We start from the raw sequence: 13,330 nt of genomic DNA, 5'->3' as shown, positions 1-13,330 counted from the left end.
CTATCTATTCCCCTCATTTAAAAAGTACTTGTCAATGTAATAAGATACTTTTAAGTAGTACGTATCTAGGTACGTTGATAATCTACTATAACCTTTTAATATATTATAGGTTGACTCATCCATGGTAACATAATTTTTGTTAAAAAATGATTTTTTCACATCTAAAGCTAACTCTTGCTCAAAGGATTCGATTTGTTCAATGAACGGCGCGCACCATTCTAAAAAGGCAGCATTTTTATCAGATTCCTTAATAATAAAGACTTGGCTCCATCTAAAACTCAAAAACTTAAAGCTGAGTAAATGCTTACGATACTCATCTCGGTCCACTTTAATATCTTTAAAGCTATCCTCATGATAGTACTCAAGTAGGTCTTTAATCACGACTTCTTCTCGTACTTGGTCCTTTTTACGGATATGCATTAACTCTTCTGTAATAACCTCTTCTACATAAGGGTCTGGTTCATAAGAAAAATAGCCCTTTTCATCATCTATGTCATCAACCATTACTTGTTCCACAGGCTCTTGTTTTTGTTCCTCAACTAAGTAGGATACTTGTGTTTCTTTTGGTGTGTAACTTTCTGCCATTGTTACTTTTTCTTTTAGACTAGCTAATTGTTGAGTTAGTAATTGAATTTCTCTACGGTAGTTAGAGGCCTCCACTGAAAGCTCATTAAAACTTTCTTCTAACTCACTATAGGTTATTTCCCACTGAGGAAGTTGTTGCCATTTTTCTTTTTCTACTTCATATTTAGCTAATTCTTCTTTAAGCACCTCGTTAGTCACTCTCGCTAAAGATAGCTCAGTTTCAAGCTGACTCATCTCTGTTTCCAAAGTAGCTATATCTTCTAAAGATTTTTCACGTTTCTTTAATTGTTGAGCTATTTCTAATGACAGTTGCTTGATTTTTTTATCTTTTTCTTCTTGTTTCAATGTTGCTTTAACTAATTTTTTCTGGGTTTCTTCTAGTTCAATTTCAAGCTTTTGTCTTTTATTAACTTCTAGAAGTGCTTTTTTCTCAGATTCTTTTAGTTCATCATTTACACTATCAAAATCATCTTGGTATTTCGCCACTAGCTCAACTTTTTCTTGCTCAGCCATTTCTAAAGCACTATCTAAGTGAGTTAAGGTGTTTTTTTGTTTTTCTAATTGACTGCTTTGCTCAGATAATTGAATACGGTAGTCACTATTTTCTTGTTTAAGTTGTTTCACTTCTTTTTCTAAACTTGCCAATTGTTCTAGTTTTTTAGCATCTACCTTATTTTTTTCAACAACCTCACTTAGTTTTAAGTTCGCTTTATCTAACTCAATATTGATTCTTTTATTGGCATCATTTTCTTCACTAAGTAGTTGGAGTTCTTCTTCAAGAGCTCTTAACTGCTCTTTTAACAACTGAATCCCTTCCATAGAAGGTGCTTTTGGCGTGTTTTCTACCACAACAACTTCTTCATTAGGTAACTCTTGGTTAATAAGCTGTTGATTAGTTTCTTGCTGCGTTGCTAATTTTTTTAGAAGCTCTTCTTGAATCGCCATCTCACGATTAATTTTTTCAATCATTTGATTGGTTTGTTCTTCATCTTGAGACAAACTTAAATCAGTAATAAGTGTACTTTCTGCTTCTGATAACACATCAGGCTGTACTTTTTTGATTACCTTTTCTAAACAAGCTTCTAAAGCCTGAGTCGATTGAGCCACAATAGTTCTAATTTCTTTTTTTTCTAGGTCTCTTGGCACTGTAAAACTAATATAAAAACGAACCTGATTTTCAGAACGCTCTTGAATAAACCCACGAGTCACTGGGTACTCACTCAATAATCTTGCCCATTCTTTCATCATCACTCTTCCCACAATTAATAAGTGGGGGGCTTCAAGAATTGTATTTTGCCAACTTAATTCTAATTGATTTTTATTTATTTGATTGTTTTTAGATACAATCACTAGATCATTACTTTTTTCATGTACGCGTTCTTTTTTAAAGATGCGACTTTTGATTGCTATTTCTTTTATTATCATCTGACAACCCCTCTCTTTTGTTATTATGGGACTAAAAATGTTGGCTCCCACTCGTATTGATTTCTGACTTCAATATCCTGAACTAAACCAAATTCATTGATGACTACACCATGAACTGAACCACCGTAAACACCACCACCATCAATGCCGATTTTGTTATCTGAGTGCCACAATTTAGTTGCGTTATTGTCTTCATACAAATACATCGTTGGCGTGTGACCAAAAATGATTTGTTTACCTGTTTGATTATTACCTTGATGAAACTCCTTACGAATCCATAAGAAATCCCGTTCTGATGTCTGTTTCCAATCAGATAACTCTAAGTTAACACCTGCATGAACACACACATAGTTTTGCCATTCATAATAAAGTGGCAATTCCTTTAAAAAGGACACCAGTTCTTTATATCTAGAGCGAATCATCATGGCTATTTCTGTAGCGGAATATTCTGCCACAGCTCCTGGGTGAAGCAAACTCTCAATTGTTTCCCCACCACCATTTAGTAAGTAATTTTTATACCGCTCTTCAGGATCATCTAAAAATCGTAAGAGTAAATCCTCATGATTGCCTTTAAGGTAAATAGCTCCTGTTGTTTCTACTAATTCTTTTCCTAACAGTAAGCATTTCTTTGATTCTAACCCTCTATCTAACAAATCTCCAATCAGTACGAGTTGGTGCATAGAAGGCTCGTAGTCTTTAAGTAACTCGTTAAATAAATCCAGTTCCCCGTGAATATCACCAATAACAAATAAATAATCTGACATACTCTACCTCCTAATAAAAAAGGCTGACTACGCAAGTGTCTGCCTCATTAACTCGTACTGTTTGATTACTCTTGAGAAAAGTTTAATTGCACTCCTGGTGCATCTAAAGCAATTTCTGTTACTTCATAAGTCAATCTTTCAATTAAGACAAATAAAGGTTTCACTAATTCGTTAACTTCTTCTTTTGTTAAATCTTCAACTACTTCGATTTTACGACCTGCTACTTGAACAAATTGAGCCACATCTCCAGTTAAAACAACTTTTTCTAACACAATTTTAAATTCAACTCGTAACCCTAATACAGAGTTTGTTTCTGGATCAATGTTCATTTCTTTTTTAATTTCAAATGGGTTAATCCCTACATTAATCGCTGTTTCTTCTGTGTGGTTTTCTGGTAACGCATCATAATGATAGCTTTGTACAAACTCTTGTTGTCTTTTTAATTCCATGTGATTGACTCCTCTTTTCATCTTATCTTTGTATTTTTTCTATAACTTATCCAACTTTATTTTACAATAGAATCCTTTTAAAATAAATCTAATCTTGGTCTCTTTTACTCTTTCCACCTTGAAAGACATTTCCTAATCCAGGTAAAAAAGGAATCCCGTACTCAATGCCCTCATAAACAAAGGCTTTAGCTTTTCTAACAGCCGTCTCTAAATGATACCCAAGTGCCATACCTGAAGCAATGGCAGAGGCAAACGTACAACCTGCTCCATTGTTATAACCGTTTAATAGTTTATCTTCTTCTAGAATCATATAGTTCTGCCCATCATAAAACACATCATAGGCAAGTCTACCTTCAAGACGTTGACCACCTTTAATCACCACATGTTTAACCCCTGTTTTATGAATCAACTGAGCCGCTTCTTTCATCTTTTCTAAGGAATCTAGTTTACCTAGACCTGAAAGTAACTCTGCTTCTTTTAAATTAGGCGTTGTAATGTCTGCCAGGGGCATTAATTCGGTTTTAAAAAAATCAATGATGTCTTGACTTGATGTTAAGCCGGATTCTTTTAGTGCTAGGACCGGATCTAAGACAACTGGTATTTCTCGATGTTTCTTCAAAGCTTTGACTACTACTTTAGCTGTTTCAATATTAGCTAACATACCTATTTTAATGACATCAATTGCTGGTACTTCATTAAAACATTCCTCTAATTGAGTCTCTAGTAAAGATAAAGGTAACTCTGTCACCGTTACTTTATCTGTATTTGCCTCGACTGTTACGATACAAGTAAGGACATTTAAACCTGTTACTTGATATTCTTCAAATGTTCTTAAATCAGCCTGTAAGCCGCCACCACTAAGAGAATCAGAGCCTGCAATTGTTAATACTTTCTTCATGATGTTCCCCAATTCTCACTTTATTCAATTGGCCCCAAATCTGACAGAGGCCAAATCTTCATTACTACAATACCTTTGATAGCCGATTTGTCATAAAATCCATTTATTCTGCTATCACTGGCTTTTCCTCGGTTATCACCAAGGAGTATGTATTGATTTTCTGGTACAAAATTATTATGATCTTTTGCCTTACTGATATCTGCGACACTAAAATTAGTTGTATAGGGTTCTTTTAGATTGTTGTCTTGAAGTTTAAAATCTACATAGTTTTCTTTTAAATAAACCTCATCATAAATCGCATTGTTTATCATTAAGACATCATTCTTCATCTCTAATCGATCTCCCGGCATGCCAATCACACGAAGTAAGTCTTCTTTACCATTGTTATCTACTAACACCACATTAAAACGATTAATGTCAACATCTGGCTTATACATCACTTGATCGCTTTTAACAACTTGGCTTGCCATCGCATTCGTACTAACTGTCATTTTATCATAGTTTAGCACAATAACTAACAACAAACTCATAATTAAAACAACTAATATACCACTAATGATGTAAAACAACGTTGAAAATGATATTTTTCTCTTTGGAGCTTCCTCTTCGTAGTTTTCTTTTGGTTCTTCTTTTTCAAGCTCTGAAAAATAATAATCAATTTCTTCGTCCATCTCTGATGGCTTTTTTTTCTTTACTTTCGTTTTGTTCTTAGCTTTTTTTTCAGGCATCACTTTTCCATCTAACACGTCCCAGACAGGATTATGGTTCATATCCATATCTGGAAGACTTTTTTTCCCATCTGGCTTGTTCACCATACTAACTCCTTTTTGCTCACTTACTCTTCATTTTCAAGTTTTTCTTTTTCACGATATATATTCATTTTCTTGCTAAATAATTGACCATTAGTTGGTGGTGTATATGTGATCGCATTGGCTCCTGCTTCAATGGTTTCTCTAATAGAATCATCTGTAGGACCACCTGTTGCCATAATTGGAAACGTTGGAAATTCTTTTCTAATTTCTCTAACAATATTTGCTGTATTTTTACCTCCACTGACGTTTAAAATTTTTACGCCTGCTTCAATCTTTTCCTTCACATCTGTATACTCTGATGTAATGGTGCCAATAATGGGAATATCCACCATTTGAGAAATATCATAGATAGTTTCTTTGGATGTTGGCGCATTCACAACTACGCCAAGAGAACCATTAGCTTCAGCAAACATACTCATACTGACAGATCGATTCCCCTGAGTCAATCCGCCACCTACACCAGAAAACACAGGAATATCTGCTGCTTCAATAATCGCTTTTGTAATAGTTGGATGCGGAGTGAATGGGTAAACAGCAATCACTGCATCTGCGTCAATATTACGAATAATGGCAATATCTGTAGAGTAACAGATGGATTTAATTCGTTTACCAAAAATTCTGATACCTGTACAGTCTCTAATAACTGTAGGTACATGAATCGTATCTTTTCTTAAATTAGTCATTATTTCTGGGACTTGCCCTTTTTCTTTTTTCATTTTAAATATCCCCCTTACACAGATAAAAAGCCAATCACCTTAATTGGTAGATGGCTTTTATTGGTCATACTTGTACAACTCATTTACTTCGATGACTTCAATGACTTTACTCGCATAATCAGGATCTGTCGCGTAACCAGATGTTTGAAGAGCAATCGCTGCTGTCTTGTAATCAGATGCTAATAAGACACCTTGATACAAATACGGATCCCAATCTACTCCATTAACAAACAACATGGTATGATCTCTCATGCAATCGTCCCAACTTCGATAGACTTTAAAATTAGCTTTAATGTCTATCCACTTGCCATTTTTATATTCTTTTGTGCTTAATTTAACGGATTCATCATTTGGATTAAAAGATTTAATCCCAAATAAATTGTTATATTTCGCACTTAACTCACTTTTCCCCCAATCAGACTCTAAAATAGCCTGCCCCAAGATAATACTTGGCAAAATGCCATATGATTCATGTAACTCTTTAGCCACTGGTACTAACTGATTAATGAATTCCTGATTTGTATTCACTTCTTGCTGTTGCAAGGATAAAGTATTAGCAGGTTTCGTTAAACTACCTAAGCTAAAAACAAACACCACCGAACCGATTAAGATAATAATAATACTTAAAAAAATCGGGATTCGATTTGGTCCAAAGGCATCATATTTCTTTTTTCTTTTACGCTTTGCCATTATTTACCTACTTTTTTAACTGATCAATGTACTCTTCTAATGCAAGATGGTTGTTATACATATACTCAGCGTTTTCTTTACCTACATAACGAATGTGCCACGGCTCATAATTTATACCCGTTATTTTTTCTTTTCCTTTTTCATAACGAATCACAAAACCATAATGGCACACATTTTCAGCTAACCATTTTCCAACTTTTGTCGCCCCAAATTCTTCTTCCAATAAATGACCATCATTGTACCAAGTTGTATCTAGAACATCTAAAGCTAGTCCTGTATGATGCTCACTATGACCTGGAACAGTCACGTATTTCATGGCCAAATCTGTTGCTTCTTCATGAGTATGACCTTGACTTTCGTATTGAGCAATTTCTGTTGCGACAACTCCTCTTTGTTCTTCCACTGAACGATAAGATGAGATAATTACTAGGTCAATTTCCTCGTTTTTAGCTGCTTCTGTTAAATTTAGATAATCAGTGTAAATTCGACTATCCACTTCATGTCCATCAGGTAATGCTTTTAACTCTTTTGGTTCTTCTTTAATTTCTGTTGCATCATTTACTAAGACAAGGTTCCAATCATCTACTTTTCCAGGTAACTTAACTGTCTCTTTTTTTTCAGTAGAGCTAGTTGTTGTTACTGTTTCTTTTGTTTTATCTTTCCCTTGGAACGGTTTAAACTGATGGTTATAAAAAACCACTGTTACCACAATAAATAAAGATGTTACTAATAAAAATATTTTTTTTGCCATCAGAGATTTTCCAACCTCCTTATTTATTTATCCTTCATTCTCCGTATCTGTATCATTTTCAGTGTAGGCTTCAACTAAGTTTTCATCTACCCACTCTAATAAATCTACTTGAGAATCATTAATTTGTTGTTGAATGACTGCTGGCATACAAAATTCTAAAATATCATCATAACCCCATTCGCCATAGCTGATATAGATTCTTAAATTAACGACTTGCTTGTGTGGATAAGCACTAGCTCCTCCTTGAGGGGCACTTTGTTGAGTAATTAACTCCACTTTAGTCATCCCAGTTTTTATCCATTCTTTGGCAATAATTGATTTAAGTCGTTTATACTCAGACACGACATAATTTCTCTTTTCAGGAAAAAGAGTCGCTTGTCTCGCTATTTTTTGAACTAGCATCCATTCGTAATCTGAGAAAAGGCCTTTTAACTTTTGCATTTTTTCAGTTGATAATGGACGTAACCCTTTTTTCCAGTCATCCCAATCATTCATTGGGACGTCTAAAAAATAAGTCACACAAATGGTTTCACTCATAAATTGGTCTTTGATCTGATCTAAAATAATGTTCACTATTGCTTGATGCATTTATCCCACATCCTAACCTTTTTAATTTATTCTAGTTATGGCTATTTTACCCTTTTACGAAGAAAAAAGCATCTTTTTCACAACCTTGATTGGAAAAACTTAACAGAATCCTAAACACCCATGTTAAAGTTTACTTTGATATCAATAAAGGTTTGAATTTCCGTTAAAAACTGGTATAACCTCGCTCTATTTTCAAATTCTTCACGGGTTTTTGGTAAGTCTTTTGTTTCATAATATTGGTAAACTTCTTGGACTTTTTCTTTCAATAAAATGCCGTCATTTTGTTCAGAATAGGTTTCATGGATAGTTTCAATTAACCCTCTAATTTCTTCTGAAATAGCAGCGTCTACTTCAATGTCTTCTAATAATATCACCATATCTTTTAAGACCTTTAACTGCATACGTCTCATTTGAAAATAACTAATCTCATAATAATCTTTCACTAGAAGTCGGTTATCTAAATGATTTTTAGCATACTCTTCACCTTCATTGATTTCTGATTCAATGCGTGCTAGATAAATATCACAATGCCCTTCTAAACTTTTTGTATCTAATCTTTCAGACATTTGTTTAAGTAATTCTTTGATTTTCTTGTCTACTTTTTCTTTATGTTCTCTTATCTCTGTTTCAACATTTGGCATAAATAGATTGGCTAATAAAGCCAGTGACACCCCAATTAGTAATAATGAGACAGCATTGACAATAAGTGGTACATCCATTCGGCCTTCATTTAAGAAATGAGTGATCAAAACAGAGTTAACAGGAATGGCTTCTGCCATCTGGTATTTTGCGGCAATAGGAATATAAATTAGTAAATACAAACCAAAAGCCCAAGGATTGTAGCCAATCAATTGATAACAAATAAAAGCAATAATAATAGCAATAAAAAGAGCAATTATTCGGCCAATTCCTACTTTAAAAGAAGATGTTTTTGTATTCGTTACACTTAATATGGCAATAATTCCTGCTGTTGAAGGAAATTTTAAGCCCAAATAATTGGCTAATAACATAGCCAGTGTGGCCGCAATCACTGTTTTAATCGTTCGCAACCCTATTTTCATTTTCCTCACCTCTTCCCTTATTAAAAGGTAAAATTTTTCTTTCGTCAATCATTAATAGATAACAAAAACTGGCGTTAGGCTACTCTTTCGTATATCATAGTATGAATAAGGAGGCATTGCTATGAAACGATTAAAAACGATAATCCTTTTAGTGACAACTCTAGTATTTGTCACTGCTTGTGGTATGACACAAGAATTAGATGAATCTCTCACTGTTACTAAAAACTTAGACACAGCGCTAACAGAAGAAAAACAAGTGATGAAAGATTTATTAACAAGTGTGGATGCTATCATTCCTTCATTTGACAAAGATATGGAAAACGGTCCAAAAACCGGCCTATTTGTCGAAGAAGAAGGAGCGCTTTATAAAAATTACCAAACCAGACAAGATCTTTTAAAAGAGATTCAAGCTGGTCAGAAAAACCTCAACAAGTATAAACGTGAAGTTGAGCGAATCAGTGGTAAAAATGCTGTCGATGTTAATCATGAACAGCTTGATTTAATTAGCAGTAGTTTACAAATCATTATCAACAACTATGATTCTTTGATTATGTATATGAAAACTGGTTTTGAACAAGAAGAAGCTTTATACACTAGTTTACCTGTCGATAATTTAGAAGACCAAGGATCTGTTATCAACCGAACGTATGGCTCGGTAACTATGGTAGCTGAAGAAGCCAAAACTAACATGTCTTATACCTTAAGTCTTGTCAAAAATTATCAAAAAGATGCCTCAGTTCCTAAAAAATAGGAGTGATTGCTTATGTATTGGGGAAAATACCATATTGGCTTAAGAACTGTTAAAACGTCACTTGCCGTCATGTGCTGTATTCTTGTCTTTCAACTGACAGATAGAGGCACACCCATTGTAGCAACTTTAGCGGCTGTCTTTGCGTTACGAGAAGATTTATCCTCAAGTATTGATTTTGGTAAATCAAGGATTTTAGGCAATACCATTGGTGGCTTTGGTGCCTTTTTCTACTATGCTTGTCTTCGTTTATTCCAAAACGAGGCAATGGGACAATTGATTTTTATTCCATTAATTGTCGCCATTATTATTAGTTTTTCCATTCGAATTAATAATCCTGCTGGTATCATTGGTGGCATTGCAACCTTTCTTTTCATTGCTTTTTCGATTCCTAAAGAAGAGTCGTATCTCTATGCATTTAACCGTGTGATTGATACCTTTATTGGTACCTTCATCGCTGTCTTTTGGAACTTTGTAATTAAGTCGCCCTTTGAGCGAGATACAAATACTATAGAGAATAGGGGCATTCGAATTAAGAATAAAGAAAAAGAAATAGAAAAACTTCAACAAGAACTAAATGAATTAAAAGGAAAAGAACAACACGAATAATTCACCAAAAGAGTAGGTTTTAAGTCTAGTGGCTAAAACCTACTCTTTTTATTTGGTTGTAAAATCCTGTCTGATCAGCCTTAACCGCCAAACTGAAAGACCAATAAGAAAATAATAACTGGTAATAACAGACAACCTGCTAATAAAGAGCTATTCATTAACAGTTGCTGTTTATTTTTTCTATTGCTTATTAACTCAAACACAAAATAAAGAAAAATAACAACCGAGATTAATGTAAGTGTCAGTGTATTTTTTTCTGAAAATTTTAGTACTGGAATATATAACATGATTAGACAATTCATTATCAGTAACAATAATTTAAATACCATTTTAACCGTCAATTGCCTTCTCCCTTCTTGTATACGCCACTAAATTTCAATATGAATGATGATATTTTTTTACACCAAGCTAGTTATCTGTGCTATCTTTAGTGTAATTTATGTTAGGAGTTGACATCATGTTTATTTCCAAAGAAACCATTCATACATTAAGTTTAGCTTACTTAACTGAGCATTCGGTTGTCTGTTACGCTGAGTCCCAAAGTCTAGCAATCACAACTAATAAAGTCATTCTAATCATGGATCACTCACAGTTATATATTTTAGGATTAAATACATTTTTAACTAAAGTGACTCAGGTGACGACATTATCTCTTACAGATATTACCAATGAGCGCTTCTCAACTAACCCACTTTCCCTTAGTGTCACTTGGTCATTTACTTCTAGAACTAATGAATGGCATTTTCGAATCATGAAAAAAATCCTAACGTTAGGTGATGGACAAAAAGAATTTATTAATCGACTCAACTTCAGATAAAAAGATTACTCAAGAGCCATTTCGACAGCTTTTTGAGAGTGAATCAATGTTGTATCACACACTGGAACTGAGACGTCTGACTGCTTAATCAGTAAACCCATTTCGGTACACCTAGAATAGTGCCTTCTACACCTTCTTCAATCATTTGTTCTATGATAGAAGAACTTCGATTTAAGCATCGGTTAATCTATTTTTATAAAAATAGATTGTGACATACATACGTCACAATCTATTCTTTCTTTCTATTAATGATCTTGATGTTCTGTTAAATTCACTACATTTTTAGAGCCTTTAGAAGCGAAACTTTCTAATAAATCTTTCACGTCTAAACCAGTTGTTTCTTTTAAGGTTTCTTGAGAAGAAGCTAATAAATTAGTCGCATAGTTAGTAATTCTGTTAGCTCCACCATCTTTGCCACCTTGACCTGTATCCACAACAGAAATTTTTTCGATATTTCCAAGTGGTTGAGATGCTTCTTTGACTAACTCAGGTAAGATTTCTAGAACCATACTTAAGACTGCAGCTTCGCCGTATTGTTTAAAGGCTTCAGCGATTTTTTCTTTGGCTTCTGCTTGAGCTTGCCCTTGAGCAAGAACAGCGTCAGCTTTAGCTTGACCTTCCATACGAACTTGAGCGGCATTGGCTTCTGCCATAGCTTCAACACGGAATTTTTCTGCTTCTGCTTCAGAGATTTCTTTGGCTTTCATCGCTAGCGCTTCTTGTTCTTTAGCATAACGATCTGCATCTGCTTTTTTCTTCACTTCTGAGTCGTATTGTTTTTCACGACGAGTGATTTCTTTTTCTTCTAATTCAATTTGTTTTTGACGCTCAATGACTTTAACTTCCATCTCTTGAGCTACTACTTTTTGTTGCGCCATAGCACTTTCCAAATTATAGGCTTGATCAGCTTTGGCTTTAGCAATATCTTGTTCTTCTTTATAAGCTGCTAATTTTAATTCTTTTTCTTTTGTTGCTTCAGCTATTTCTGTTTGACGACCAAGTTCAGCTTCTTGAGATTCTTTTTCTGCTTGAGCTTTCTTGATACGTGTTTCTTTCAGTGCTTCTGCCTCAGCAATTTCAGCATCACGTTTTACTTGAGCGATACGTGGTTTCCCTAATGAATCTAGATAACCATTTTTATCACGTACGTCTTTAATCGTAAATGACACAATAATCAGACCCATTTTAGCTAAGTCCACACTAGCTACCTCTTGAACGCTTTGACTAAATTTATCACGGTTTTGATAAATCTCTTCTACTGTCATCGAGCCTAAGATAGAACGTAAATGACCTTCTAACACTTCTCTTGCTTCAATTTCTAATTCTTCTGTTGTTTTGCCTAAAAATTGTTCTGCAGCTGTCGCGATTTCTTCTACAGAAGAACCAATTTTGATAATAGATGTCCCATCAGCCATGACTGGAACCCCTTGTTCTGTATACACTTCAGGAGTAGATACATCTAGTTTACTTGAAAGTAAGCTTAATCTATTTGATCGTTGGAAAACTGGCAACACGAATGCCCCGCCTCCACGAACGATTTTTAATTTATTACCAGATTCATCTTTATGAACGTTTTTATTTCCTAAATAACTCCCACTGACGATTAAAGCTTCATCAGGTTTTGCTGTTTGGTACTTAGATACAAATACCACAAGTAACATCAACAATATAACTCCAACTAAAACAATCGGTATAAATAAGAATCCCATAACTAACAATCTCCTTTTAAATAAAATTTTCCTTGTAAGGAACGACATAACACACTCGGTCTTTGATTTCGATAATTAAGACCTCAGAACCAGCTTTAACTACTTCTTCTTGTGGTTCGTAGAAGGCAGCAGGTCTCGTGATGGTACCTGTAACACTAGATAATTTGATTTCACCCATTCCTTTAACAGGGATTGGTGTAATGACTGTCGCTGTTCGCCCCTCAAAATCTTTTTCTGACACAGATAAACTAGATTCTGAATTCCTAAGGGGAATTAAAATGTAAAAATTCATTAGGAACACAATAATCAGTGATAAGCCACCACTTACTAAAAAAACAAGTAGATGACTCATGTCAAAGATTTTTTCACCCATAATGCCAAACAGTGAGGTGAATGCTAGCCACGGAATGATTAACATCGGATCAACCGGACCATCAAAATCAAAAATATCTCCAAAAATAAATAAGAAAACTGAAATGACTGTGCAGCCGATTAATACATATAAATAGATGGTATCAATAGGATAACCTGCTATCAAAATGCGTCACACTCCTTTCTAATGCGCTTACCCATATTTTACCAATATTAAGATTAAAAGGGTAGTAAAATCAAAAAAATACGTCTTAAGTCCTATTTGTCTTTTCTATTCCTTTATTTTAGGACAATTTTGTTTCATTTATCTTTTTATAATCAGATAATGACTATTCT

General features: G+C 34.3%; 15 protein-coding genes. 3 read left to right on the top strand and 12 right to left on the bottom strand.

Features of this window, described 5'->3' with window-relative positions:
* From DOK76_RS09860 to DOK76_RS09815, 10 genes are all read right to left on the bottom strand, one after another.
* A complete protein-coding gene (locus DOK76_RS09860; protein WP_206967292.1) occupies positions 1 to 2,010 on the bottom strand; it encodes a coiled-coil domain-containing protein in 2,010 nt (669 codons plus the stop codon).
* Positions 2,011 to 2,033: 23 nt separating this feature from the next.
* Complete coding sequence (locus DOK76_RS09855; protein WP_206967290.1) at positions 2,034 to 2,774, bottom strand: metallophosphoesterase; 741 nt, start codon at positions 2,772 to 2,774, stop codon at positions 2,034 to 2,036.
* A gap of 65 nt (positions 2,775 to 2,839) precedes the next feature.
* Positions 2,840 to 3,223: a DUF1149 family protein gene (locus DOK76_RS09850; protein WP_206967288.1), complete on the bottom strand. Its 384-nt coding sequence runs from the start codon at positions 3,221 to 3,223 to the stop codon at positions 2,840 to 2,842.
* 88 nt (positions 3,224 to 3,311) lie between these two features.
* Complete coding sequence (locus DOK76_RS09845) at positions 3,312 to 4,121, bottom strand: bifunctional hydroxymethylpyrimidine kinase/phosphomethylpyrimidine kinase (protein WP_206967286.1); 810 nt, start codon at positions 4,119 to 4,121, stop codon at positions 3,312 to 3,314.
* Between the two features lie 20 nt (positions 4,122 to 4,141).
* A complete protein-coding gene (lepB, locus tag DOK76_RS13175; RefSeq protein ID WP_206967284.1) occupies positions 4,142 to 4,933 on the bottom strand; it encodes a signal peptidase I in 792 nt (263 codons plus the stop codon).
* Between the two features lie 23 nt (positions 4,934 to 4,956).
* Positions 4,957 to 5,649: a beta/alpha barrel domain-containing protein gene (locus DOK76_RS09835; protein WP_206967282.1), complete on the bottom strand. Its 693-nt coding sequence runs from the start codon at positions 5,647 to 5,649 to the stop codon at positions 4,957 to 4,959.
* Positions 5,650 to 5,706: 57 nt separating this feature from the next.
* The gene (locus DOK76_RS09830) at positions 5,707 to 6,339 is read right to left on the bottom strand and encodes a glycoside hydrolase family 73 protein (RefSeq protein WP_206967280.1); all 633 of its coding nucleotides are present in this window, start codon (positions 6,337 to 6,339) and stop codon (positions 5,707 to 5,709) included.
* 7 nt (positions 6,340 to 6,346) lie between these two features.
* On the bottom strand, positions 6,347 to 7,090 hold the full coding sequence (locus DOK76_RS09825; RefSeq protein WP_206967278.1) for a M15 family metallopeptidase: 744 nt from the start codon (positions 7,088 to 7,090) through the stop codon (positions 6,347 to 6,349).
* A gap of 27 nt (positions 7,091 to 7,117) precedes the next feature.
* Positions 7,118 to 7,678, bottom strand: coding sequence for a hypothetical protein (locus tag DOK76_RS09820; protein WP_206967276.1), 561 nt, complete (start codon positions 7,676 to 7,678; stop codon positions 7,118 to 7,120).
* Positions 7,679 to 7,788: 110 nt separating this feature from the next.
* Positions 7,789 to 8,739 carry an aromatic acid exporter family protein gene (locus DOK76_RS09815; RefSeq protein ID WP_206967274.1) on the bottom strand — a complete coding sequence of 317 codons (951 nt, stop codon included), beginning with the start codon at positions 8,737 to 8,739 and terminating at the stop codon, positions 7,789 to 7,791.
* A 121-nt stretch (positions 8,740 to 8,860) separates the two neighbouring features.
* Between DOK76_RS09815 and DOK76_RS09810 the strand changes: the two genes are divergently transcribed.
* From DOK76_RS09810 to DOK76_RS09800, 3 genes are all read left to right on the top strand, one after another.
* Entirely contained in the window at positions 8,861 to 9,490 is a 630-nt protein-coding gene (locus tag DOK76_RS09810; protein WP_206967271.1) for a hypothetical protein, read from the top strand.
* A gap of 12 nt (positions 9,491 to 9,502) precedes the next feature.
* The gene (locus tag DOK76_RS09805; RefSeq protein ID WP_206967269.1) at positions 9,503 to 10,096 is read left to right on the top strand and encodes an FUSC family protein; all 594 of its coding nucleotides are present in this window, start codon (positions 9,503 to 9,505) and stop codon (positions 10,094 to 10,096) included.
* A 457-nt stretch (positions 10,097 to 10,553) separates the two neighbouring features.
* Positions 10,554 to 10,913, top strand: a complete 360-nt coding sequence (locus tag DOK76_RS09800; RefSeq protein ID WP_206967267.1) for a hypothetical protein — start codon at positions 10,554 to 10,556, stop codon at positions 10,911 to 10,913.
* Positions 10,914 to 11,158: 245 nt separating this feature from the next.
* Here DOK76_RS09800 and floT read toward each other — a convergent pair whose 3' ends face one another.
* Together floT and DOK76_RS09790 are read right to left on the bottom strand one after the other, a co-directional pair.
* Positions 11,159 to 12,622, bottom strand: coding sequence for a flotillin lipid rafts scaffold protein FloT (gene floT / locus DOK76_RS09795; protein WP_206967265.1), 1,464 nt, complete (start codon positions 12,620 to 12,622; stop codon positions 11,159 to 11,161).
* A gap of 16 nt (positions 12,623 to 12,638) precedes the next feature.
* Positions 12,639 to 13,160: an NfeD family protein gene (locus DOK76_RS09790; protein WP_206967263.1), complete on the bottom strand. Its 522-nt coding sequence runs from the start codon at positions 13,158 to 13,160 to the stop codon at positions 12,639 to 12,641.
* Positions 13,161 to 13,330: the final 170 nt, after the last annotated feature.

This window comes from Candidatus Vagococcus giribetii (assembly GCF_017316185.1).
Lineage (GTDB): Bacteria > Bacillota > Bacilli > Lactobacillales > Vagococcaceae > Vagococcus > Vagococcus giribetii.
Note: the sequence above shows the minus strand (reverse complement) of the source record. Positions and strands in the feature narration are given on the sequence as shown.

What these genes read in the sequence shown, in the direction of transcription:
- DOK76_RS09860 (WP_206967292.1), bottom strand. Translation starts at nt 2,010, where the DNA reads ATGATAATAAAAGAAATAGCAATCAAAAGTCGCATCTTTAAAAAAGAA.
- DOK76_RS09855 (WP_206967290.1), bottom strand. Translation starts at nt 2,774, where the DNA reads ATGTCAGATTATTTATTTGTTATTGGTGATATTCACGGGGAACTGGAT.
- DOK76_RS09850 (WP_206967288.1), bottom strand. Translation starts at nt 3,223, where the DNA reads ATGGAATTAAAAAGACAACAAGAGTTTGTACAAAGCTATCATTATGAT.
- DOK76_RS09845 (WP_206967286.1), bottom strand. Translation starts at nt 4,121, where the DNA reads ATGAAGAAAGTATTAACAATTGCAGGCTCTGATTCTCTTAGTGGTGGC.
- DOK76_RS09835 (WP_206967282.1), bottom strand. Translation starts at nt 5,649, where the DNA reads ATGAAAAAAGAAAAAGGGCAAGTCCCAGAAATAATGACTAATTTAAGA.
- DOK76_RS09830 (WP_206967280.1), bottom strand. Translation starts at nt 6,339, where the DNA reads ATGGCAAAGCGTAAAAGAAAAAAGAAATATGATGCCTTTGGACCAAAT.
- DOK76_RS09825 (WP_206967278.1), bottom strand. Translation starts at nt 7,090, where the DNA reads ATGGCAAAAAAAATATTTTTATTAGTAACATCTTTATTTATTGTGGTA.
- DOK76_RS09820 (WP_206967276.1), bottom strand. Translation starts at nt 7,678, where the DNA reads ATGCATCAAGCAATAGTGAACATTATTTTAGATCAGATCAAAGACCAA.
- DOK76_RS09815 (WP_206967274.1), bottom strand. Translation starts at nt 8,739, where the DNA reads ATGAAAATAGGGTTGCGAACGATTAAAACAGTGATTGCGGCCACACTG.
- DOK76_RS09810 (WP_206967271.1), top strand. Translation starts at nt 8,861, where the DNA reads ATGAAACGATTAAAAACGATAATCCTTTTAGTGACAACTCTAGTATTT.
- DOK76_RS09805 (WP_206967269.1), top strand. Translation starts at nt 9,503, where the DNA reads ATGTATTGGGGAAAATACCATATTGGCTTAAGAACTGTTAAAACGTCA.
- DOK76_RS09800 (WP_206967267.1), top strand. Translation starts at nt 10,554, where the DNA reads ATGTTTATTTCCAAAGAAACCATTCATACATTAAGTTTAGCTTACTTA.
- floT (WP_206967265.1), bottom strand. Translation starts at nt 12,622, where the DNA reads ATGGGATTCTTATTTATACCGATTGTTTTAGTTGGAGTTATATTGTTG.